This is a genomic window from Nostoc sp. 'Peltigera membranacea cyanobiont' 232 (genome assembly GCF_002245985.1).
Taxonomy (GTDB): Bacteria; Cyanobacteriota; Cyanobacteriia; order Cyanobacteriales; family Nostocaceae; genus Nostoc.
Window position 1 is genome coordinate 82409 of sequence record NZ_NOLK01000011.1, and the last position, 23029, is coordinate 105437.

Annotated in this window: 21 protein-coding genes; 9 read left to right on the forward strand and 12 right to left on the reverse strand. The window is 45.1% G+C overall.

The window, feature by feature from the left end:
- Positions 1–165 precede the first annotated feature (165 nt).
- The 7 genes from CDG79_RS06005 to surE form a co-directional block, all read right to left on the reverse strand.
- The gene (locus CDG79_RS06005; protein WP_094341325.1) at positions 166–624 is read right to left on the reverse strand and encodes an aspartyl protease family protein; all 459 of its coding nucleotides are present in this window, start codon (positions 622–624) and stop codon (positions 166–168) included.
- 105 nt (positions 625–729) lie between these two features.
- Positions 730–3522: a preprotein translocase subunit SecA gene (gene secA / locus CDG79_RS06010; protein WP_094341326.1), complete on the reverse strand. Its 2793-nt coding sequence runs from the start codon at positions 3520–3522 to the stop codon at positions 730–732.
- Between the two features lie 320 nt (positions 3523–3842).
- Positions 3843–4409, reverse strand: a complete 567-nt coding sequence (locus tag CDG79_RS06015; RefSeq protein WP_189524897.1) for a cytochrome C — start codon at positions 4407–4409, stop codon at positions 3843–3845.
- A gap of 568 nt (positions 4410–4977) precedes the next feature.
- Complete coding sequence (locus CDG79_RS06020; protein WP_094341327.1) at positions 4978–5886, reverse strand: AAA family ATPase; 909 nt, start codon at positions 5884–5886, stop codon at positions 4978–4980.
- A 126-nt stretch (positions 5887–6012) separates the two neighbouring features.
- On the reverse strand, positions 6013–7092 hold the full coding sequence (locus CDG79_RS06025) for a bifunctional riboflavin kinase/FAD synthetase (protein ID WP_094341328.1): 1080 nt from the start codon (positions 7090–7092) through the stop codon (positions 6013–6015).
- Positions 7093–7701: 609 nt separating this feature from the next.
- On the reverse strand, positions 7702–8598 hold the full coding sequence (locus CDG79_RS06030) for an MBL fold metallo-hydrolase (protein ID WP_094328755.1): 897 nt from the start codon (positions 8596–8598) through the stop codon (positions 7702–7704).
- Positions 8599–8874: 276 nt separating this feature from the next.
- Positions 8875–9681 (reverse strand): 5'/3'-nucleotidase SurE, encoded by an 807-nt coding sequence (gene surE, locus CDG79_RS06035; RefSeq protein ID WP_094341329.1) that lies wholly within the window; start codon positions 9679–9681, stop codon positions 8875–8877.
- 221 nt (positions 9682–9902) lie between these two features.
- On the opposite strand from surE, the gene pheS reads away from it, so the two are divergent.
- The 7 genes from pheS (at position 9903) to CDG79_RS06065 (ending at position 13272) form a co-directional block, all read left to right on the forward strand.
- Positions 9903–10895: a phenylalanine--tRNA ligase subunit alpha gene (gene pheS / locus CDG79_RS06040; protein WP_094328739.1), complete on the forward strand. Its 993-nt coding sequence runs from the start codon at positions 9903–9905 to the stop codon at positions 10893–10895.
- A gap of 45 nt (positions 10896–10940) precedes the next feature.
- Positions 10941–11093 carry a hypothetical protein gene (locus tag CDG79_RS06045; protein ID WP_223278026.1) on the forward strand — a complete coding sequence of 51 codons (153 nt, stop codon included), beginning with the start codon at positions 10941–10943 and terminating at the stop codon, positions 11091–11093.
- A 58-nt stretch (positions 11094–11151) separates the two neighbouring features.
- Positions 11152–11436, forward strand: a complete 285-nt coding sequence (locus tag CDG79_RS06050) for a type II toxin-antitoxin system RelE/ParE family toxin (protein ID WP_094341330.1) — start codon at positions 11152–11154, stop codon at positions 11434–11436.
- A 56-nt stretch (positions 11437–11492) separates the two neighbouring features.
- On the forward strand, positions 11493–11702 hold the full coding sequence (locus CDG79_RS45400; protein WP_442946174.1) for a hypothetical protein: 210 nt from the start codon (positions 11493–11495) through the stop codon (positions 11700–11702).
- A complete protein-coding gene (locus CDG79_RS06055; RefSeq protein WP_333782990.1) occupies positions 11699–12283 on the forward strand; it encodes an alpha/beta hydrolase in 585 nt (194 codons plus the stop codon). Before CDG79_RS45400 ends, CDG79_RS06055 begins: the two co-directional genes overlap by 4 nt.
- A gap of 17 nt (positions 12284–12300) precedes the next feature.
- Positions 12301–12453 carry a hypothetical protein gene (locus CDG79_RS42120; protein WP_189524898.1) on the forward strand — a complete coding sequence of 51 codons (153 nt, stop codon included), beginning with the start codon at positions 12301–12303 and terminating at the stop codon, positions 12451–12453.
- Positions 12454–12516: 63 nt separating this feature from the next.
- Complete coding sequence (locus CDG79_RS06065; RefSeq protein ID WP_094341332.1) at positions 12517–13272, forward strand: SDR family NAD(P)-dependent oxidoreductase; 756 nt, start codon at positions 12517–12519, stop codon at positions 13270–13272.
- Between the two features lie 31 nt (positions 13273–13303).
- Here the strand turns inward: CDG79_RS06065 and CDG79_RS06070 are convergent, their stop codons facing one another.
- The 5 genes from CDG79_RS06070 to topA form a co-directional block, all read right to left on the reverse strand.
- Positions 13304–16027: an HD family phosphohydrolase gene (locus tag CDG79_RS06070; RefSeq protein WP_189524900.1), complete on the reverse strand. Its 2724-nt coding sequence runs from the start codon at positions 16025–16027 to the stop codon at positions 13304–13306.
- 437 nt (positions 16028–16464) lie between these two features.
- Positions 16465–17406 (reverse strand): ADP-ribosylglycohydrolase family protein, encoded by a 942-nt coding sequence (locus tag CDG79_RS06075; RefSeq protein ID WP_094341333.1) that lies wholly within the window; start codon positions 17404–17406, stop codon positions 16465–16467.
- Between the two features lie 112 nt (positions 17407–17518).
- Complete coding sequence (gene aroQ, locus CDG79_RS06080; protein WP_094341334.1) at positions 17519–17968, reverse strand: type II 3-dehydroquinate dehydratase; 450 nt, start codon at positions 17966–17968, stop codon at positions 17519–17521.
- Between the two features lie 22 nt (positions 17969–17990).
- The gene (locus CDG79_RS42125) at positions 17991–18131 is read right to left on the reverse strand and encodes a hypothetical protein (RefSeq protein ID WP_012410890.1); all 141 of its coding nucleotides are present in this window, start codon (positions 18129–18131) and stop codon (positions 17991–17993) included.
- Between the two features lie 258 nt (positions 18132–18389).
- A complete protein-coding gene (gene topA, locus CDG79_RS06085; RefSeq protein WP_094341335.1) occupies positions 18390–21038 on the reverse strand; it encodes a type I DNA topoisomerase in 2649 nt (882 codons plus the stop codon).
- Positions 21039–21462: 424 nt separating this feature from the next.
- Between topA and CDG79_RS06090 the strand changes: the two genes are divergently transcribed.
- Positions 21463–21756, forward strand: coding sequence for a hypothetical protein (locus tag CDG79_RS06090; RefSeq protein WP_094341336.1), 294 nt, complete (start codon positions 21463–21465; stop codon positions 21754–21756).
- Positions 21743–22840, forward strand: coding sequence for a DUF6745 domain-containing protein (locus CDG79_RS06095; protein WP_094341337.1), 1098 nt, complete (start codon positions 21743–21745; stop codon positions 22838–22840). Before CDG79_RS06090 ends, CDG79_RS06095 begins: the two co-directional genes overlap by 14 nt.
- The last annotated feature ends 189 nt before the right edge of the window (positions 22841–23029 follow it).

The window sequence follows — 23029 nt, forward strand, 5'->3', positions numbered from 1 at the left end:
CGGTTATAATAGATACCTGAAAAAATAAGTAAGCTGTTGGACATTTAACTTGCATATTACCTGGAATTAAAAATCTTTCTTGTGGGGTGGGCATCTTGCCCGCCCTAGTTATGCAAATTAAAAGTACATTAGCTTACCTGCTTTCACCATAAAACATCCGATCGCTTACAATACACTCAGATAAGTTTGCTCAGAATTCATCGGCAAAACCCGCAACTTCCGATTTTTCAAGTCTGGTTCTAACCCTAAAACTTCCATTGGTGTTACACCCAAAAGGGTATATGGTACTTCTGTAAGTTCCAGACAATCAAAGGTTCCTTGACGTTCTCCAATACTAAGTTCCACATCTCGGAAAATCCGCCCCTGCTGCACTCCAGCCGCAGTCTCTACCTGGGCTTCTCCACCTTGGACTAAACCTAATTGACTAATAACGCTAGCAGGTAAACACAGCAAAGTTGCACCCGTATCAACTAAAACATTATCCAGAATATAAGAGCGAATTTCCTCTGGAGAAATAAAGCCTCGCTGTGCCAAAACTCGATCGATTCGATTCGTGACAGTGAGGGTAACTATTACTTGTCCCATTTGCTTACCCTGAAGATTTGGCAGTACTAGCTTACCCATTTCAGCAAACTCCTGAAAACAAAATATTTTTGAGAGATGCCTTAAAATACAAAGACGCAAAAGTACTCTCTGTACCTCTGCGTCTCTGCGTGAGATATTCTCTACTTAGACCATCTCAGACGAAGCCTGCATCATCTGCTGCGGCTGCGGCTGGAACATAAACAACGAGTACACCACATCTCGGCGAATGTTGACCATCATATCCAAGAAGAGTTCGTAACCCTCGCTCTTATATTCAATCAACGGGTCTTTTTGACCGTAACCACGTAATCCCACCGATTCGCGCAAGGCATCCATTTGTTGCAGGTGTTCCCGCCACAGGGTATCAATGCGTTGCAAAATAAAGAAGCGTTCGGCTTGGCGCATCAGTCCGGGTTGAACTTGGTCAATCTGCGCTTCTTTGAGATCGTAAGCAATTCGCACCTGTTCGTGGAGGAAGGCTTTAATCTCGCTGACTGACATATCTTCTAATTGATTTGGCTGCAAGTCTGCTAGCAGATAGACAAATTCTTTGACTTTCTCAACCAACTTTTCTAACTCCCACTCTTCCGAGGGCAAGTCTACGTTGATGTAGTAGTCAACGATGTCATCCATTGTTTTTTCAGCATACTTGATTACCTGTTCTTTCAAATCTTGACCTTCTAACACCCGGCGACGTTCAGCATAAATAGCACGACGTTGATTATTCATCACCTCGTCATACTCAAAAACCTGCTTACGGATGTCGTAGTAGTAGGTTTCAACTTTTTTCTGTGCGCCTTCCAAACTTCGGGTGAGCATCCCAGATTCGATGGGCATATCTTCTTCTACGTTGAAGGCTTGCATTAACCCAGCAACACGTTCGCCACCAAAAATCCGCAGTAGGTTATCCTCTAAACTGAGGAAGAATCTCGTAGTTCCAGGGTCGCCTTGTCTTCCTGCACGTCCCCGCAACTGGTTGTCAATCCGCCGCGATTCGTGGCGTTCTGTACCAATTACGTGCAAACCACCGATTCCCACTACATCATCATGTTCGCGGGTAGTAAATTGTTCGTATTCCTGCTTAATCCGCTTGTAAGCTTCCCGTAATTTAAGAATCACTGCATCGTCTATGGGAGCTTTTTCTGCGGCTATAGCTACCTTGTCTTCTGCTTCCAATTCCGGTAAACTGCGATCGCCATACTCACGCACTGCAATTTCTACTGCATCTTTGAGTAGTTTTTCTGTCTCTTTTGTCAATTGGGTGGGGAAAATTTCTGGTGAAGCCCGCCAAGTTTTAACTTTTTTGCCAGGGACAAAGCCTTGACCACCACCGTGTCCTGTAGGCAATCCGGCTGGTCTTTGAACGCCAAAGCTATCTTCTGACTCTGGCATGACAATTCGGGGCATGAAGTATTCCCGCAGCTTCAGACGTGCCATGTATTCGGAGTTCCCACCCAAGATGATGTCTGTACCTCTACCAGCCATGTTAGTAGCAATGGTAACAGCACCTTTGCGTCCAGCTTGGGCGACGATTTCCGCTTCCCGCTCGACGTTTTCCGGTCGGGCGTTGAGCAATTCGTGGGGAATTTCCAGTTGCTTCAGCAGTCGGCTGAGAAGTTCGGATTTTTCGACGCTAGTGGTTCCCACTAATACAGGTCTGCCGAGTTGGTGCATTTCGGCACATTCTTTAGCGATCGCGCCCCACTTGCCAGCTTCTGTCTTAAAGACCATATCAGATAAGTCTTCACGTCTTCTGGTTTGGTTGGTGGGAATTACCGCAACTTCTAGTTTGTAAATTTTTTCAAATTCTGGTTCTTCCGTTTTTGCCGTTCCCGTCATTCCACCCAATTTTGGATACAGCAAGAACATATTTTGATAAGTAATTGTCGCTAGAGTTTGAGTTTCTGGCTGAATCTCTTCGTGTTCTTTGGCTTCAATAGCCTGGTGTAGTCCATCACTCCAACGCCGTCCGGGTAGCACCCGACCGGTAAATTCATCTACAATTACCACTTCCCCATTGCGGACGATGTAATTTACGTCCTTGAGGAAAAGTTCTTTGGCTTTAATCGCATTGAAAACGAAGTGTGCCCAAGGATCTTCTGGGTCAAATAAATCTGTGACTCCCAAAAGATTTTCCGATTCAGCAAAGCCTTCATCTGTCAATAGCACGTTACGAGCTTTTTCATCCACATCATAATGCTCGTCTTTTTTGAGTGTGAATGCGATTTCGGCAGCTTGCAGATACTTTTCTGTAGGTCTTTCCACCTGCCCAGAAATAATCAGAGGTGTCCGCGCCTCATCAACTAAAATCGAGTCAACCTCGTCAATCACGCAATAATTGAATGGGCGTTGCACCACATCTGCCATTGATGTCGCCATGTTATCCCGCAGGTAGTCGAAACCGACTTCGCTGTTGGTGACATAAGTGATATCGCAATCGTAGTTTTTCTGGCGTTCGCTGGGAGTCATGCTTGACTGGATTAGCCCCACACTCAGCCCCAAAAACCGATGCACCTGCCCCATCCATTCAGCATCCCGACGAGCCAGGTAATCGTTCACAGTGATGACGTGTACACCTTTACCAGTTAGGGCATTTAAATAACTCGGCAAGGTTGCTACAAGTGTTTTACCCTCACCAGTTTTCATTTCGGCAATTTGCCCTACGTGCAAAATGATACCGCCAAGCAGTTGGACATCAAAGTGCCGCAAGCCTAAGACTCGCCGTCCTGCTTCCCGAACAACGGCATAAGCTTCTGGTAAAAGGTCATCCAGGGCTTCGCCTTTGGCGAGTCGTTGTTTAAATTCGACAGTTTTACCTTTTAACTCCTCATCGGAAAGAACCTTAATTTCTTCCTCTAAAAGGTTAATTTCAGTAACAGAAGGCTGGTATTTTTTAAGCTTACGAGCGTTGGGGTCGCCCAACAAAAGTTTTAACATGGCAGGTTATAGAACTGAATCAAGGGGATGGGGATTAAAGGGTCGGCATTGATTATAAACATTTAACCCAACCCAACCGTCTTGGTCGTGGATGGGTGTGAAATGAAAATTACCTCAAAAACAGGAGAAAAACTAGTCAGTTAGTTTCTTAAATGATTGGTTTTAACTCTTATCTTACTATTTAGTCTTTCTTCATAGTATCATTTTGCCCCCAACTGGGGGCAGAGAAGGACTGGGGGAAGAGAGTTATGAGTTAGTTATAAATTTTCCGACCCCTAATTCCTGTACAGACAAAGATTTTTCGCGTCTCTCCTAATTCCTCACTTCCATTCTGCTGACAGGCGGCGGAAATTGTAGTCACTAGCACTAGGATGACAACTGACACAGCTACCAACCTGGACAGGACGTGGTAACTTCACTCCTGGATGCAAAGCTTTGAAATAACGCGAGTTATTGACGCGATAGGGTGTTTCTTCATCGTCTAGCTGAACGCGAGAGAAAGTCAAAAGATATTTCCACACCAAAATGCGCGGCGGATCGACTAGAGGCTTTAATTGTGCGCCGTAATGCTGCGAGTCTTGCAGGAGATTTTTCCAAGTTTGGGTGGGTAAAACGGCTGGTGGTAAGGCAATGTGGCAGGTAGAGCAGTTTTCTAGATACAGTTCTTGCCCCAGTTGATACTGGGCAGGTACTACGTCAACGGTGCCAATTTCGGCGGGGGGTGTAGCACTTTGGGCATTAGTTGCTAAGGCTAGAAGCCAACCCATAGCTAGGCTCCACGTAACAATTACCAAAAGTAAACCGAAAAATTGGCGTTTGAATTGGCGTTCGGCACTTTGCTGTGGCGTTTGGCGTTGGCGGGTTTTGCGCTTAATAAAAATTGACATTCCTCACATTCCCAGATATTTAGAAGTGGCGCTTGTGCTAATCATAGGACTTACGCAGTATTGGTAGTGTTTCGGATTTTGTGTAAGTAGTTTTATTAATGGCAAGCCGCTTTGCGTCTATATATCTCTAAGATTAATAACTCCCGGTTCGCTCATTTTTTTTGGAGTTCGAGAAATTGCCGAAAAACAGAAAAGCTAGGTTTAGTAATGGTTTTAGCCATTCCCCTAAATTTACCTTGAACTACCACCCTGTTCTAAAAACTCTATTTTTATGCGATGCCTACGGCGGTAAACTACGCGCAAAGTTGGCATTATAGTACGTTTGTATTGTAAATTAGAACCCCTACTAAATCGTTCAGCTTTTTTCTAACTCAATTTAAAATGGGCGAACCGGGAGTTATTTTGTAGGAGATCCTAACATTTGAAATCCAAGCAAGATCGGGGAATTTAAGTTTATCCTGACTTTAGTACAGGGTTGCATTGGATTTCAGATTCTGTTAGTAGTATTTCAAGAGAAAGCAATTAGACCAAAATTGAGAAGCAACTGTTATCTACCTTTTTTATTACCTTAAGGAATAGAAACCGATCGCAATAATCGCTCAACAACAGTTCTTGCATTCCTTCCTCCTCTAGGAATCAGGCGATGGCAAAGAACATGAGGAACGAGAAACTTCACATCATCGGGAATAGCATAATCACGCCCTAATAGAAAAGCTAGCGCTTGGGCCGCCCGTTGTAATGCTAATGTACCACGCGGACTGACACCAAGGGCGATTTCCTCATCTTGGCGTGTTGCTCGCACCAATTCGAGGATGTACTGTTGCAAGGAAGTTGCGACTTTTACTTGAGAGCAGAGGTAACGCAATTCCTGTACTTCTGCCAAGGTAATACAAGGCTGCAAATCAGCAACCTTCACACCATTTTGGAGATTTTGCAGCATCAGGAGTTCTTCTGTCTCCGAAGGATAACCCAAACTCAGCGACAACATGAACCGATCCATTTGCGCTTCCGGCAAAGGAAAAGTACCTTGATACTCAATAGGGTTTTGAGTGGCAATGACAAAAAACGGCTGGGGAACTGGACGAGAGACACCATCGACTGTTACCTGATGTTCTTCCATCACTTCGAGCAAAGCTGACTGAGTGCGGGGTGTAGCGCGGTTAATTTCGTCAGTTAGGAGGATATTGGCAAAGACTGGCCCGGCAAGAAAAGTAAATTCGCCGCTTTTTGGGTTCCAGATATTGGTGCCAGTAATATCAGTTGGTAGTAAATCGGGGGTACATTGTAGTCGTTGAAACCTGCCATCCAGCGAACGAGCCAAGGATTTAGCAAGCAGAGTTTTACCAACACCAGGGACATCTTCTAGGAGGGCATGACCACCACCTAGCAAGGCTACTAGCACTAAGCGTATTGCCTCAGCTTTACCAACAATAGTAAGAGCCAGATTTTGGGTTAAAGCGTCAATTTTTTCTCTCATGCAGCGCGGGGATTGGGGATTGGGAATTGGGAATAAGGGATTGGGGATTAGGGGGAATGGGGATTAGGAATTTCTTCCCCTCACCCTCTTCCCCTGTGCCTTTTCAATCCATTCCCGATGCCTTATCTATTGTTCCCACTCAGCACTCAAAACTTCTTTTGCAACAACGCAGTCAAGTTGAATTTGTGTTTTCAGGGCTTCTAGAGAAGGAAATTTTTGTTCGGGGCGCAAAAATTTAACTAGTTCTACAGCCAGTTTTTTACCATACAAATCACCAGACCAATCGAATAAATGTACTTCCGCAGATGAATAAGTACCATTTACAGTTGGGCGGTTGCCGATGTTCATTACACCCAAGCTCTCGCTAGAAAGAGCGTCTGATGTTTCACTGAGAGTAAAAACGCGGACAGCGTAAACTCCTTGGCGGGGCAAAAACTTTTCTTTTGGTAGTTGGAGATTGGCGGTGGGAAAGCCAATGGTTCTGCCCAATTGTTGACCTTGAACGACAACACCAAAGAGAGTGTAGGGACGACCTAGTAGTAGATTTGCGTTTTCGATGTCCCCCTGCTCAAGGGTTTGACGAATCAATGAAGTGCTAATGCGGGCATCTTGAGTCGGGGTAGTACTGACGCAACTGCTTTGAGTGGGCGAGTCACCTGTATAAGTTTGCAAGGGAACGATGGTAACGGGGATATTGTGTTTGGCGGCGATTAGTTGCAAATCTTTAGCAGTACCACTGCGCTTTTCGCCAAAACAAAAATCCTGCCCGATGCTAATTCGCTGGCATTGCAGTTGTTGCACGAGAATTTTTTGGACGAATTCTTCAGGGGTCAACGCAGATAATTCTTTGTCAAAGGGTAGTAGTACCAGTTGTTCTACCCCAAGCGATCGCAATTGTTGGACTTTTTCATCCAGTGGCGTTAACAAAGTCCGGGGTTGCCCCGTAAAAAACTCCTGTGGATGGGGGTCAAAGGTGACAACTGTTGAGTAAGTATATTCTTGATTTGTTAGTTGTTGATTTTCCTTTGACTGCGGAGTACTGGCTACTGACAAGCGATCGCCAGCGTGCAAGACTGGTTGAATTACCCTTTGATGACCAAGATGAACACCATCAAACTTGCCAAGGGCAACAGCAGTCGGCGTTAGCAGCCCAACGCTTGAAGAAGCAACCCACACAGAACACCCATTTTGAGACAAATTTAGCACGTGGATTCTGAGATTTTAGGTTTATTTTAGCTATCAGCAGGAAGCTACCTTATGGTAAACCGCCTTGAGGAGGACATTCACCAACTGCCCATGAGGTCTTGTGCGATCGGCCAAAACCCTAACCCACGGAAGTAGCCCCAGATGGTGTACGAATTTTAGATTTTAGATTTTAGATTTTAGATTAATGCCCTGCCCCTCATCGGCTGAACAAATCCAAAATCCTCAGTTTAACCCTGAGCCTTCGCGTAGCATCTCGCAGAGAAGACAGCGATCTTTTTCAATCCAAAACCCAAAATCTAAAATTGGTTGACAGCTAATTGCTAATTCCAGATAACCACAAATACCAAAGCTAAAAAGGCTCTAGTTCCTTGTTGAGACTAGCAACGAGGTTTTAGGCTCAGTTCAGCCGCAAGAGAGGGCTTCTGTGGGTATCTGGACTGTGTTGGTGAATCTATAAAGTGTTTCCTCGTGTTGTCACCCTTATCCTATGGTTGGCGTGACAACTCTGGGCAGTGCTGTCTCACCGTGCAGCCAACAGGTACGCTCTCGCGCTGAAAGCTTCTGATCACCAATCTAATCTAAAATCTCCAATTCCTCCGATCGCAATCTTTAAGTAGAAAACTTACTAACAGGAAAAGATTCTGATAAGGCTACTGAGGTGGCAATTTGAAGTACCAATCCTTCTCGTGCCATGATCGCTCCAGGAAATTTCGCAGCTGCTTGTTTCCCTACACCATCTAAAAAGTCATCATCGTGTGCTGGGTCATGGTGGTAAATCACCAGAGTTTTGACATTAGCAGCTTGTGCCACTTTCACAGCTTCTTGCCAAGTAGAATGTCCCCAGCCAATTTTGGGGGATTTTGGAGAATGATATTCTTCGTCTGTGTAGGTGGAATCGTAAATTAGAATATCAGCATTCCGAGCTAACCACAGCACATTGTCATCGAGTCGATCGGGAAAATGTTCGGTATCGGTGATATAAGTAGCAGCACCACCACGCCAGTTGACGCGGTATCCTACGGCTTCACCTGGATGGTTTAAAGGTGCTGTTTCTATGGTAAGGTCATCGATGTGGATTGGTTGCCCTGGTCGAATATCGTAGAAATTTAAATTAGCTTGCATAATCTGCAAGGGTACGGGAAAGTTCGGGTGCAACATTTGATCGTTGAGGCGCTGTTCTATAGTAGAACCATCAGGTGCGATCGCGCCGTAGATATGAAAGTCATTTCCCTTGACAAAACCTGGGCTAAAGAAGGGAAAACCCTGCATGTGATCCCAGTGAGAATGGGTAAAAAATATATGAGCTTCTAACGGCATCTGGCGCAACAAAGATTGCCCCAAAACATGTAGTCCCGTGCCAGCATCGAAAACTAAGCGTTTATCGCCCGCTTGCATTGATATGCAAGGGGTATTACCGCCGTAACGAACAGTGTGTGGCCCTGGACTGGGGATGCTGCCGCGAACGCCCCAAAATTGTACGGTAAATTGGTTCTCTATCCTAGACATAGGTGTTGCTTGCTGGACTGAGCGGGCGATATTTTGGATTGCTGCTTTATTTGGTTTAAGTTTATGCTGTCTTACTGATTTTGGTAGAGGGAGGATTTCTTGGTAAAACAGCATACCCTGTTTCTGACCGATTGTGTAAATGTGAATGAAATACTCTCAGGGAAAATTTTTTAGCTTTTAGGGTGAATGTGTATCAGTTATTTCAAGAGTGCCCCTACGTTATAGCCTACATTCTTATCGAATGCATTTGAATAACCCCAGTTTTATCCTGATAAGTCAAATGATTCCCGGAAAATTAAATTCCCAGTCAGACAATTTATCTAGTCCAGTTGCGTAGGTAAGATTGTACTGCAACGGCGTGATACTGATGTGGTTTTTACGGACAACACTTACGTCTGTCGGTACATTTTCTGGCAGATTTAAACCAGTTGGAGGTTCTACATCCTCAGTTACCTCTCCAGTTAACCAGTAGTACGTTTTTCCACGAGGATCGACTCGTTTATCAAACACATCAATATAACGCCGCACTCCTTGACGGGTAAGAGTAACACCGACAATTTCTTCCCACTTCACAGCAGGAATATTAACGTTGAGCAACATTAAATCTGGCAGAGGTTTTTGGGCTAACTGGTCTACGAGAACTTTGGCAAACTTAGCAGCAGGTTGAAAGTCTTTAGATGTATGACTAATAAGACTCAGCGCTACGCTGGGAATACCTTCAATTAGACCTTCCATTGCCGCCGAAACAGTGCCGGAATATAAGATTTCAGTTCCCAAATTTGCACCTTGATTAATGCCAGAGAGAACCAAATCGGGGGGAGTATCTAGCAAAGCCCACAGTGCCAATTTGACGCAATCTGAAGGCGTACCATCGCAAGCCCAAGCTTTGACAGCAGGATGAAAAATCGACTCAACAATTTCGGCGCGAATGGGTTGGTGGAGAGTTAATCCATGTCCAGTTGCCGATCGCTCTCGATCTGGGCAAACTACACTAACATCATGACCTGCCTCTGCCAAGTAATTGGCTAGGGTGCGAATCCCCAAGGCAGAAACGCCGTCGTCGTTGCTAATTAGTAATTTCATAGTCATTGGTCATTAGTCATTGGTCACTAGTTATTGGTCATTAGTTATTTGTTATTTGTTATTAGTCATTTGTCAATGTCGTAGGTCACAAGTGGCAAAAAACATTTATACTCACTAGTACACTGTGGCGACAGTTTGCCCCTTATCTGTAAGTTGATTTATCGAGCAGTTCACGGCTTTTGACTATAGACTAATGACTAATGACCAATGACGAATAACTAATGACTAGCAATTTAGAAGCTCAACTTTTAGCACTGCGGCAGTCAGGAGAAAAAGCGATCGCAGCCGCAGACACCCTAGAACGTCTGGAAGAACTCAGAGTTAATTATCTGGGGAAGAAAGGGGAACTGGGGGCACTGTTGCGAAGTATGGGGCAAATGAGCGCAGAGGAACGACCGAAAATTGGAGCGATCGCCAATACAGTCAAAGAATCTCTGCAAACTAGTCTAGACCAGCAACGCGCCGCCCTAGAATCCGCGCAAATTCAGGTACAGCTAGAGGCGGAAACTCTGGATGTAACTATGCCGGGAATTTACAGCCCCCAAGGTCGCATTCATCCCCTCAACGGCATTATCGACCGGGCGCTGGATATCTTTGTTGGTATGGGCTACACGGTGGCTCAAGGGCCAGAGATGGAAACAGATTATTATAATTTTGAGGCTCTCAATACTCCGCCTGACCACCCCGCCCGTGATATGCAGGATACCTTCTACCTGCCAGATGGCAATCTCCTCCGCACTCATACCTCGTCAGTGCAAATTCGTTATATGGAAAGAGAAGAACCACCGATTCGGGTTGTGGCTCCAGGGCGAGTTTATCGACGAGATAATGTCGATGCCACTCATTCAGCAGTTTTCCATCAAATCGAACTTTTAGCTATTGATGAGGGACTAACTTTTACAGACCTCAAAGGCACAATTAAAGTATTTCTACAAGCAGTATTTGGCGATTTACCGATTCGCTTCCGCGCCAGTTATTTCCCCTTTACCGAACCCTCGGCGGAGGTGGATTTGCAGTGGAATGGTCGCTGGCTGGAGGTGATGGGCTGCGGGATGGTCGATCCGAATGTACTTAAGTCTGTGGGTTATGACCCAGAAATTTATACTGGGTTTGCAGCCGGTTTTGGGGTAGAACGCTTTGCAATGGTGTTACACCAAATTGATGATATTCGTCGCTTGTATGCTAGCGATTTGCGATTTTTGCAGCAATTTTAGGACTTATGTAATAGTTATGTGCTGCAAGCAAGGTAACAATAGATAATGACCTCAATTTCCAGGTTAGATCGAGTTCTAGAAAGTATCGAAAACTTATCAGTAGATGAACAAGAAACATTAATTGATCTGAGAAGTCATCGGTTGGCAGAACGGCGGCGTTCTGAAATTGCTGCTAATATTGCTCAAGCACAGGTATAAACCAGGCGGGTAAAGTTTTCCGTGGAACTGTTACTCAAATAATGGATGAGTTACGCAAGTGAGAACTGTAGTTCTGGCATCATCGTTTAAACGAGCATTTAAGCGATTGGTACGACGACAGCCAGAATTACAAGAGCGAATTGAAGAGCGGTTAGCACTACTAACCGCCGATCCATTTGATCCATTGTTGCAGGCTCATAAGCTTAAAGGCAAACTGTCTGGAGCTTGGGCGTGTTCACTGGACTATGATTGTCGCATTGTCTTTAACTTTGTGCAAAATATAGAATCTGGGGAAGAAGAAATTTTGCTAATTGATATCGACACTCATGATGAAGTTTATTGAGTGTTAGATGCTGTTCTAGTATTTTCCTACTGACGGATTTAGGATTGAATAATTCAATGACTGCAATCACTGGCAAACGTCTAACGCTTGAGGAATATTTGAAGTATGACGATCGCACCGATAGCCAGTATGAACTGGTGGCAGGTGAGTTAGTTGCCATGTCACCTGAAAGCCCGTTGCCGAGGCAAATGCAAACCCCGAAATCTTCGCGCACAAGACTGTTGGGCAGGTTGCAGACCACTTCGATGAGATTATCCGTGGGCTGAACAAAAAACCTGCCATCATCGGTCATTCCTTCGGCGGACTGCTCGTGCAGATCCTCGCCGGACGCGGGCTATCCTCGGCAACGGTGGCGATCGACCCGGCTCCGTTTCGAGGTGTGCTGCCTCTGCCATTTTCAGCGCTGAAGTCCGCGTGGCCGGTTCTTGGCAATCCAGCGAATCGTAACCGGGCAATCCCGCTCACCTATGAGCAATTTCGCTTCAGCTTCGCCAATGCTGTCAGCGAGGAGGAGGCTAAAGAGCTTTACGAAACCTTCTCAGTCCCAGCATCGGGTGTGCCGCTCTTTCAGGCGGCGACTGCCAACCTCAACCCGTGGACTGAGGCGAAGGTAGACACCAAGAACCCAGAGCGTGGGCCACTGCTGATTGTCTCCGGCGAGAAGGACAATACGGTTCCGTGGGAGATTGCAAATGCATCGTTCCAACAACAGCAACACAATAGCGGCGTGACCGAGATTGTCGAGATCCCTAACCGAGGACACGCGCTGACAATCGATAGCGGCTGGCGAGAAGTCGCTGACACATCCCTTGCCTTCGTCCAGCGTTTCGTTCCATCCTCAATTTAGCCGTTTAGAACAATAATATGTTCATATATCGGCTGCTTTTCACTTGGTTTCGTGGCGAGATTGGGAGCCTTTACAGCCTCTGTCACCTTATTTTTGGGCACGTGCATCTTGGTAACATCCCCTCTGCCTTGATTGAAGATGTTGTTGCGATCGCGATCGCACCTCTTTGATCGTTCGACATAATTCGCGCAGACGGGTTTTTCAAACTCAACAACCATAGGAAACTCATAACCATGAAAAAACTAGAAGGAAAAGTTGCAGTTGTCACGGGAGCCTCCAAAGGAATTGGTGCTGCCATCGCCTTGGATCTGGCAGCCGAAGGTGCAGCAGTTGTTGTCAACTACGCCTCTAGCAAAGAAGGAGCAGATCGCTTAGTTGACAAGATTCTCAGTGATGGCGGTAAGGCGATCGCAGTGCAAGCAAATGTTAGCCAAAAAGTAGAAATCGAACGTCTGTTTGCAAAAACGCAGGAGACATTTGGCAGGCTCGATATCTTGGTCAATAATGCTGGTATTTACGAGTTTTCTCCGCTCGAAAGCATCACTGAAGAGCATTTTCACAAGCAGTTCGATCTCAATGTGCTGGGATTAATTCTCACCTCACAACAAGCTGTCAAGCACTTCAGTTCAGAGGGTGGCAGCATTATCAACATCAGTTCGATTGTTAGTACCCTCACGCCTGCAAATGCCTCTGTCTACAGCGCTACTAAAGCTGCTGTCGATGCTATAACAAAGTCCCTAGCTAAAGAATTGGGTTCGCACCACATCCGCGTCAATTCCATCAATCCTGGCTTGGTGGAAACGGAGGGGACGCAGACGGCAGGATTGGCCGCAGCCGACAACGAAGGCCGCAAACAGACTGAAGCCCAAACCCCACTTGGTCGCATTGGACAACCGCAAGATATCGCCCCAGCCGTTGTCTTCCTCGCGTCCTCCGATTCCGCCTGGATTACTGGCGAAACGCTATACATATCGGGGGGACTTCGCTAGCTTTAATGCTATGTCCGTCGTAGATATCAGATTACGAATTCCGCGCAGTACCACTAGCCTTCAACTTCGGATAAGCAATCCGTTTGTGGTGAAATTGCTGCCAAACATCCACAAATATCTGGGCAATTTGTGACATCTCTTCCCGTTTTAGTCCTGAATCGACGAGTTGATTGTCTTGCCATTTGGCACGCAAAATATTGTTCAGCATTGCTAAAGCTTGTTCGGGCGAGACATCTTTGAGCGATCGCTTCTCTCCCTGATGCTTTGCTGAAGTCGATGCTTGCAGCGATCGCAGCGCTGCTTCACAAGAATCTGCTAACATGACAATTCCGGTTTCCCGTGATTGGGGAATTGGACCATCATAGCGAAAATCTGCGTCGTCCACTGTTAAACTTGGATCTTCCTGAGCCATTTGCTGGGCTTGGTGATGGAAATAGGCAATCAGCATCGTTCCCTGATGCTCTGGAATAAAAGCTTGAATCGCTGTCGGTAGAAGGTGTTTACGCGACATTACTAACCCTTCAGTTACATGCTTTTTGATAATCTCTGCACTCTTCCAAGGGTCTTTAATTTCTGTATCATGTTTATTCGGCCCCCCCATTTGATTTTCAATAAAACCAAGAGGGTCGTGCATTTTGCCAATATCGTGGTATAATGTCCCAGCCCTGACTAGCTCAACATTGCATCCTAGTTCTTTGGCAGCAGCTTCGGCAAGGGTAGCTACAAATAGCGTGTGTTGGAAAGTCCCAGGAGTCTCTGTAGCTAGTCGTTTTAATAAAGGGCGGTTAGGGTTTGCCAGTTCTGCCAAGCGGATGGGAGTGACTAAATCGAAAACTTTTTCGAGATAAGGACTTAACCCTAAAGCGACAACACTCCAGCCTAAACCGGATAAAGCAAAAAATCCGGCTTCTCGGAGAACGATATACCAGGTTGAAGCAAATGCTTGACCAATTAAGATTTTAACAACCAGATAAATGCTGCCTTGAGTTAAGGCGATCGCAACCCCTAATAATGCCAATTCTTCACGCGATCGCAATCGTTGGGCGACGTAACTACCTAATATTGCCCCACCGGCACCAGCTAAAAGTGCAGCCTTGCTCATATCCAAGCTAATACCTAATATCGGCAAAAACAGTAATATCGGCAACAGCAGGCCGACAACTGTCAACCCCAAAGTGGGGCCATAGAAGCTTCCCAACAATAAACCAAGGGCACTCCAGGTGGTATAAGGCAATCCCATCGGTACCAATCCTGGCACACTCAGAGTCAGCAATAATACCAATAAGCGATCGCGTTGTCGCAATTCGTAATCAATATGTCGTTCTACCCAGACAAAAATACTAATGGCGATCGCAATCACGCCTCCTAACTTCACCAACTCCTGCCATTTCACCTCGCGGTGAACTAGGTGATAATGCTCTAGCACATCAAAGTCCCATGCAGTAATCTGCACTCCTTTTTTAACAATTACCTCACCATCCCGGAACTTCACCATCACAGGTGACACTCCAGCAGCAGCCTTTTTAGCGTTTTCTCTCGTTTGTTCTTCATCTTCTTGCAGATTCGGCTTGAGTACAGCTACCAACAGGTTCTTTGCTAAAGGTTCGGCAGATTCTGGTACAAAGGACTGCAATTGTAAACTCACCGCATCCTGCAAGATATTTTTTGGCAGTCCCTGTGGGATGCCTTGAGTGAGAATCCGCTCTGCACTCTGATGGATTCCCCTTTGTGTTTTTTCCCACTCCACATCTGACAAATCCAAAAGTAAGGATTCCTCGTATACTGCTTCTGGCGTAACAGTCTCTAACTGTAAAAGTTTGGCAGTCGCTTGGGTGTATCTTTTGCGTGTTCGGGAAATTTGGGCAATCAGTAAAGACAAGTTTTTCTCAGAAGTTGTGAGGCGGTAAGATTCTAGTTCTGCTACTGCTTGAGTAAAATCAGTGTTTTGAGAAAAATCAACTCGTGTCTTCTCTGGCGTTGGTGTTGTGTGCGGTTGGCGTTCCTGATTGGGTGCAGCTATAGATGATGGACGGGATGAGATGGCGGTTCGTCCTGTTCCTTTCTTCTGCTGATTTTTGCTATTTTCTACAGCCAATAACAGTGCTTGCCATTCTGAATCAGGGCAAGAGCGGAGGTAACGCTGGGTAGAGATAGACAAAACCACAGGATCAAAAAAAGGAAAAGCTCCAGCAACGACGCGAATTTCGTTGCTATCATCCAAAAATTTTTGCAAATTTTCGTTGATTTGTTCGTTCATTCGCGAATCGAGCATCAACACTTGCAAAGAACTTTTACTGACTGCTTTGCGCTCGGCTTCTGTTTCTTTGCGATCTTCGATGCTAGTTGTGTAAGGCGCTATAATCGTTTGGGGCGCGGGATGTCCTACTTTGAGTTGAGTTTGGTTATATAATTTTTGCCCAAGAATACCTGTGAGGGATAGTATAGCGATCGCTAAAATTACCAAGGAACGCTGTTCGTGTACCCAATCTAAACAAACTTTATAAATACTCCTCTTAGTTTTTACCAATTTTGCCTTTAACTTGAGCGCTGTTTCTTGTTTTCGACGACAGCTTTTGTCATTGGTTTTTGAGAAAAATAAGATTATATTCTTCAGAATAGTCCTTAGAAGTTCCCTTCTATGGCTTTTGCTTTTGGGATTTCTCATTAACTTTCCTTTACGGCGTAGTCCTTTGTACTGTCGCCGCCAGTGAGTCAATTGCTGGGTTAAGAACTGCAAAAATTGCTGCATTTTTATTATCTCTGCCTGCAATTGCCTACTTTGATAGCTCAAAAAAAGACAATCATCAGGGAAGTTTGATCTGCTACTATTGCAACTACGGTGACGGAGGCTAATTGAAGCTGATTTGCCACAATAATTACCTACAGAATCTGTCCGAGGGTTTGCTGAGAAATTCTAGTATATATATAAGACTAGTACACTATAACAAGGGGCAAAAGCCCCAAGTCTTATTAATTGAGATAGTAAGTGTATTTGAGCCAAGATGTGCTAATACTTTGTCAAGCTAGTTTTGAAGGTTTTTAGTCAGCACTTTAATGCTTAGAAAATAAGGACTCAAGTTCTTACTACGAAATTGTTTAGCCATCGAATTTAAACTTGACAGACTACTAAGTTTTTTAGTTTCTGGCTACATTGGTAGTCTTCAGAATTTAACATTGTTGGGTGAAAAAGGATTAACGCGATCGAATTACACGAGGAGCTGCGTAAACTGAAAGCAAAGCCACCTCACATTCCTCCTCTGTTAACTCCCTTGGATTTAAGGCAATATCATACACTCCTGACCACACCGCCACAAATGCATCGATTAATTGTAACATTTGGGAAAAACTAGTTAGTCCCCAGACTGGAGAATTCCTTTGCAAGAGCGAAACTTGCCAATTTACGGGAATTCCGCCTATACCATTATATGCTCCTGATAAAGCACCAGTAATTGCACTTGTAGCCTGTGAGCTTAGAGACGTAACTTCTTTTACTTTAGGATTGCTATTGCGATTAGCCTGCAAAAGTGCAAGGCGAAAGTCTTCTAAGGTACTCAAAAAGCAGTAAAATGCCATAGCAATAGTGTTGCTAAGTTTTTCTTTTTTAGCAAACTCAGCTTGGGCCCTTGACAATCCCGCCCCTTGCTCTAATAAATTCTGGACTGCTAATAATTTTTTTGGTATTGATGTGGGTGTTTCACCGAGAAAGGAAATTGTTTGGGGGATTAAGGTTAGAGGGTTGAGTTTTTCAGTTAGAGCAAGAGATATTGCATAAGCTATTGCTAGTGTTCCATCCCTTACTACTGGGTCATCCTCCCAGATTTTGAGTACAAGCAGCAAGTTTTGCCGGAGCTTAATCGGATTTTCGTGAAAAAAAAGTGCTACTGGTAGTGTGGCAATAATTATTTTTATTGATATATCATCAGTTGCTATTAAATGAAGAGATTCTTGTTGCTGACGTGCTATCCAATCATCTAAATCTAATTTACCCAACGCAATCAAACTCTCAGTTCCTAGAATTGCCATTCTGCCCAAATCTAGGTAACTCTGAGACTGCATACCACCAGATGCTAAACTTACTCCCAGAAATGCTCCAAGGAAAGTACCTCTAAACCGACTGATAGGAGAGTAAAGCATAAATTATGTTGTTAAAAGTGAGGAGTGAGGAGTTAATGAAAGATTGCTAATTCTTAACTTTACTACCAACTCCAAATTCCTGTACAGACAAAGATTTTTCGCGTCTATACTCCTAACTCTTAACTCTCAAATAATTCACTAATGCTTGTAAGCCCAACAAGTAACTTTGAACGCCAAAGCCGCTTATTTGCCCGATCACAACTGCGGCGATGTACGAATGATGGCGAAAATCTTCCCGGCGGTATATATTACTCAGATGTACTTCGACTGTGGGCAAGTTAACAGCCGCGATCGCATCTCGCAATGCCACACTGGTGTGAGTATATGCCCCTGCGTTAATCAAAATTCCCTGATGTAGTCCTAATGCGCCATGAATGCTATCTACCAAAATTCCTTCATGATTTGACTGCAAAGGAAAAACTTTCGCCTGTAACTTGAATGCTTCTTCGTCTAACAGGCGGTTAATTTCGGCTAGTGTCAACGAACCATAAATTCCTGGTTCTCGTTGTCCTAGCAAATTTAAGTTTGGCCCATGCAGTGCCAGAATGCTTAAGGGTTGCAACGTCGAGTTCAGCACTTTGAGTCTAGTGACGACGACGCGAGCGATCGTTCACAGGAATCGGAATCAGTTCCGGTTCCGGTTCAGCCTCCGGCCCTAACAGACTTTCAATTAGCCTGCGAGCTAATTCCTTAAGCTTTTCCAGCACCTTTTCTATATAGTCCATGAACTGAACGCTCCTGAGATACTACCTCAATTTTTGATTAACAGGTACGCAGAAAATGGCATATTGTCGCACTTCTGGCTTCCAATCGGGCTGAAACACAATCCCGTATTTGGGACATAAGCCACTTCTAAAATTTGGCGTTGTGTTCTCCCTTACTTTTTAGAGTATCACACTTGCAACCTACCGAACTGCATCCTATCAAGGATGGATATCAAGGGTCAAGAGTTAAAGATTAGACTTTGGACTCTTGACTTGCAATTAACCTTCTGTTGCCTTTTTCTTCGTAGCCGTCGTTGACTTAGCAGTTGACTTAGATTTAGAACTCGTTGATTTAGTCGTTTTCCGAGTCGATTTCGCCGTCGATGTCTTAGCTGCCAACAAGTTCAGCGCCTCGGACAAGGTTATATCTTCTACCGTTTGACCTTCTGGGATACTCACATTAGTTTTGCCATGCTTGATGTAAGGGCCATAAGGGCCATCGTAGATGTTAATTGTTTCTCCGTCCTCTGGATGTGTACCCAATTCCCGTAAGGCTGCCTTGGACTTGCTGTTGGTGGAACTGCGTCCCTTTTTTGGTTCGGACAATAATTCCAATGCACGTTCTAGGCTAATTGTCAATACATTATCAGCAGTTTTCAGGGAGCGGTAGTCTTTCCCCTCCTTACCCTGGTCATGAACGACATAAGGGCCAAAGCGCCCCAAACTTGCTTGGACTTTGCTACCAGTGACTGGATGAACTCCCAATGTCCGGGGTAGTGCCAATAGACCAACAGCCATTTCCAGGGTAACGGTTTCTGGGGTAACACCTTTTAGTAGTGAGGCTTGTTTCGGTTTGGGATTTTCGTCGGTTTTATCACCTAACTGGACATAAGGCCCGTAAGCGCCAATTTTCACATAAATCGGTTCGCCAGTTTCGGGATGCCGTCCTACCTGATCGGGTCCTGTGATTTTTTGCCGCAGCAACACTTCTACCTGTTTGGGGTCGAGGTCGGCTGGTGTCAGGTCTTTGGGAATTGAAGCGGTGATTACCCCCTCCCCATTTTCGACTTCAATGTAGGGGCCATATTTACCAATGCGGACTTTGGCATCTAGATTTTCCAGTTCCACAGTCCTAGCTTTGCTGGCATCAATTTGACTTTCCCGTTCTTTTACTAGGGTTTCCAGCCCTTGTTCTCCTAGATAGAATTTCTGCAAGTAGGGTAGCCATTTCGCTTCACCTGTGGCAATGTCATCAAGGGTTTGCTCCATCTTCGAGGTGAAACTGGGGTCAACGATGTCGGGGAAATGTTTTTCCAGTAAGTCGGTGACGGCGAAAGCGGTGAAGGTAGGAATAAGAGCATTACTCACCAAATGGGCATAACCTTTGTCGATGATGGTGCCAATAATGCTGGCGTAAGTACTGGGACGACCGATACCTTCGCTTTCTAAGGTTTTCACTAAAGTTGCTTCGGTGTATCTAGCTGGCGGTTGGGTTTCGTGTCCAACTGCTTCCAGTTCTGTACAATTTGGACGATCGCCTACTTTCAGATTGGGCAAAATTACTTCCTGGTCTTCCAGTGCTGCTTCTGGGTCATCTGAGCCTTCGACGTAGGCGCGTAAGTATCCAGGAAATTCAATCCGTTTGCCAGAAGAACGGAATCCCGCATCCTCGACTTGCAATTGCACGGTAATTTGAGTTTGGCGGGAATCAGCCATTTGACAGGCGACAGTCCGCTTCCAAATCAAATCGTAAACGGCAAGTTCTCGACCGCCCAAACCAGTTTCTTGGGGGGTGCGGAAGGTGCTACCGGCTGGACGAATTGCTTCGTGCGCCTCTTGTGCGCCTTTGGATTTGGTGGTGTATTGCCGGGGTTGGGGACTGAGATATTGTTGCCCGTAAAGCTTTTCTACAGAACTCCGAGCAGCTGCGATCGCTTGATCTGACAAATGCACCGAATCTGTCCGCATATAGGTAATATACCCTTGTTCGTACAAATTCTGGGCAACGCGCATCGTATCGCGGGCTGACAGGCGCAATTTCCGGTTAGATTCTTGTTGCAACGTCGAGGTAGTAAACGGTGGCGACGGCTTGCGCGTCACTGGGCGTTCTTCCATCTCGGTAACATTCCAGGTTTTCCCAGTTAGGCGTTCCTTGAGGGCGATCGCTTGGTCTTCATTGAGCAACAAGACATTACGACCTGCGGTAATTTGTCCGGTCGTTGCGTCAAAATCGCTACCGTTAGCAATTTTGGTTCCTGCCAATGTTACCAACTGGGCAGCAAAGGGGGTTTTTTCCTTTGACAAACTGGCTTTCAAATCCCAGTATGTACCCTCATGGAAAGCGCGGCGTTGGCGTTCCCTAGTGACTAAAAGCCGCACGGCTACAGATTGCACCCGCCCAGCCGATAATCCCCAGGCGATTTTTTTCCATAGCAGGGGAGACAGAGTATAACCCACAAGTCGATCTAAAATTCGCCGCGTTTCTTGGGCGCGAACCAACTGCTCATCGATTTGGCGGCAGTTTTTCAGAGCTTTTTTGATCGCCTCTTGGGTAATTTCGTGAAACACCATCCGCTTAGTCGGAACCTTCGGCTTCAGCAATTGGTATAAATGCCAACTAATGCTTTCACCTTCCCGATCTTCGTCCGTTGCCAGAATCAGTTCATCTACATCTTTAAGGGCTTCTTTAAGCTGGGTGACAATTTTCTTTTTGTCTTTCGGGACAACATATACCGGTTCAAAGTCGGCGTCCACGTTTACCCCTAGCTGCGCCCATGTTTCCCCTTTGACGGCAGCAGGAATTTCACTAGCCGACTGGGGTAAGTCACGCACATGACCCATAGACGCTTCCACCCGATAGCCTGCTGGCAAGTAGTTGCGAATGGTACGAGCTTTGGTTGGAGATTCGACGATGACGAGAGTTGACATGGAAATTTTAATAAAAAGAATAGCTACTAAGCTAAACAGTCAAATTGAGGTAATTTTTGCAAATTGTCAAGATAAGTCGCGCTTAGGGCGGTGATTTAATCCTCACATAAACTGTCTGCTTGGGAGATAATCCCCTGAACTTATGCCCTAGTCTGTCCCAGAGGATAGATGAAGCTACGCTGGGTGTGAATTTCCAGCTATTTCAATCTTTAACTTATCTAACGCATAATTGGCGACTACAGTTTTCAAAATATCTTTCTTGGGAAATGGGCAACGGGGCATGGGGAATGGGCAAAAGGACGACAAAGAGAATAACTAATTCCCAATTCTCAATTCCCACTTTCATATAGCTTGTGCCAAAATTAAACCAAACTTGAGAGCAAAAGCGAAGTAGGGTTTGTACCCATGTCAGGAGAGCAAAACCATGAGACCGATTCGTCAAGGTGATGTAATCTTACTGCCTGTGCAGCAAATTGAAGGACAAAAAATACCTCACTTAATTTTGGCAGAAGGCGAAGTTACGGGGCATAAGCATCGCATTACTGAGGGGAAGGCAGAATTATACGAGAAAGATAGCACACTTTATCTGCGTGTGTTTTCAGAGTCGGCATTGCTAGCTCATGAGGAGCATAAAGCTATTTCTATTCCCCAAGGTGACTGGATGGTGAAAATTCAGAGGGAATACGAGCCGGAAGGGTGGCGATATGTCGCTGATTGAAAATTTAACGCCTGAGCAAGAGGCTTTGATTCCAGTTTATCGAGAGAAGTGGAGAGCGATCGCGCTTTCAACTGAGCGGATTGATAGAGAGAAGGCGGCAGAAGCGGTCAAAGCTACTTATGTTTTGATTGGTATGGAAGAACCTGAGATAGTTTTTTATGATAGCCCGAATGCTGCTTTGATAACTACTTTAAGCAAATTATCACAAGAACTTGGTAGCGATTGGGATGGTTTGGATCTGTGGGGGGAATTATGTATTTATGAACTACCGCCTGCAAACGTATGTAACGACCTAGAGGATGAATTATATAAACAAATTGATGGCGAACTTCATTCTCTACTGAGGTTTGAATTAAAAACAAAACTAGAGATTAGTATAAATAATTGTAACCATTGCTGGGAATTGTGGAGCGAATTAGACAGACAATTGGAAAGTCAACTACAACTTGAAGTGGAAAATGCCAAGGATGACTGCATTCACTATGAAATATTAGCTTGCGGTGCAAGTTTAAATGATTTTTGTATTTCGGTTTTGGATTGTGTATACGATCCAGTGAAATGGAATTCCTTTGAGTCAGTAGTCAAAGAGTGCGGCTGGATTTTCGCAGGTAAAAATATTTGTATTGTCTGCGATCGCCCCCTTCACCTGCGCTTCGACAATGAAAACCGCCTCCACGCTGAGGGTGAACCCGCGATTGAATTTACCGATGGATATAGTTTGTACTCATACCACGGTATAACCTTGCCTGAAAAATACGGTAAAATCCACCCACAGCAATGGCAATCTCAATGGCTTTTATCAGAGGAAAATGCCGAACTACGGCGAGTATTAATTGAGGGTATCGGTTACGCCAGAATTTGCCAAGAATTACAAGCTATTGAATTAGATACTTGGCAAGAATACACGCTATTAAAAATTGATGCTGATGTTGATGAAGAACCAATTTATTTATTAAAAATGACTTGCCCTAGCACAAGCTTTATTCATGCCTTGCGAGTTCCACCGAATATGAAATCAGCGCGTGAGGCAATCTGCTGGGTAAATTGGGGTGTAGATCCAGAGGCATTTGGCGTGCAAACATAGGTGCTTCAGCGACTTTCCCTATTTAGAGGTTGTTTGAAAAGTATTTAGCTGTGATTTTAGGTACTTGTTGATCCCCCCTAACCCCCCTTAAAAAGGGGGGAACTGGAATCAAAGTCCCCCTTTTTAAGGGGGATTTAGGGGGATCTTCAACGATTTTGGGTTTCGTACAGAGATGTGTGTACACCGTAG

Coding starts and splice junctions, on each gene's coding strand:
- CDG79_RS06005 (WP_094341325.1), bottom strand. CDS start 624: ATGGGTAAGCTAGTACTGCCAAATCTTCAGGGTAAGCAAATGGGACAA.
- secA (WP_094341326.1), bottom strand. CDS start 3,522: ATGTTAAAACTTTTGTTGGGCGACCCCAACGCTCGTAAGCTTAAAAAA.
- CDG79_RS06015 (WP_189524897.1), bottom strand. CDS start 4,409: ATGTCAATTTTTATTAAGCGCAAAACCCGCCAACGCCAAACGCCACAG.
- CDG79_RS06020 (WP_094341327.1), bottom strand. CDS start 5,886: ATGAGAGAAAAAATTGACGCTTTAACCCAAAATCTGGCTCTTACTATT.
- CDG79_RS06030 (WP_094328755.1), bottom strand. CDS start 8,598: ATGTCTAGGATAGAGAACCAATTTACCGTACAATTTTGGGGCGTTCGC.
- surE (WP_094341329.1), bottom strand. CDS start 9,681: ATGAAATTACTAATTAGCAACGACGACGGCGTTTCTGCCTTGGGGATT.
- pheS (WP_094328739.1), top strand. CDS start 9,903: ATGACTAGCAATTTAGAAGCTCAACTTTTAGCACTGCGGCAGTCAGGA.
- CDG79_RS06045 (WP_223278026.1), top strand. CDS start 10,941: ATGACCTCAATTTCCAGGTTAGATCGAGTTCTAGAAAGTATCGAAAAC.
- CDG79_RS45400 (WP_442946174.1), top strand. CDS start 11,493: ATGACTGCAATCACTGGCAAACGTCTAACGCTTGAGGAATATTTGAAG.
- CDG79_RS42120 (WP_189524898.1), top strand. CDS start 12,301: ATGTTCATATATCGGCTGCTTTTCACTTGGTTTCGTGGCGAGATTGGG.
- CDG79_RS06065 (WP_094341332.1), top strand. CDS start 12,517: ATGAAAAAACTAGAAGGAAAAGTTGCAGTTGTCACGGGAGCCTCCAAA.
- CDG79_RS06075 (WP_094341333.1), bottom strand. CDS start 17,406: ATGCTTTACTCTCCTATCAGTCGGTTTAGAGGTACTTTCCTTGGAGCA.
- CDG79_RS42125 (WP_012410890.1), bottom strand. CDS start 18,131: ATGGACTATATAGAAAAGGTGCTGGAAAAGCTTAAGGAATTAGCTCGC.
- topA (WP_094341335.1), bottom strand. CDS start 21,038: ATGTCAACTCTCGTCATCGTCGAATCTCCAACCAAAGCTCGTACCATT.
- CDG79_RS06090 (WP_094341336.1), top strand. CDS start 21,463: ATGAGACCGATTCGTCAAGGTGATGTAATCTTACTGCCTGTGCAGCAA.
- CDG79_RS06095 (WP_094341337.1), top strand. CDS start 21,743: ATGTCGCTGATTGAAAATTTAACGCCTGAGCAAGAGGCTTTGATTCCA.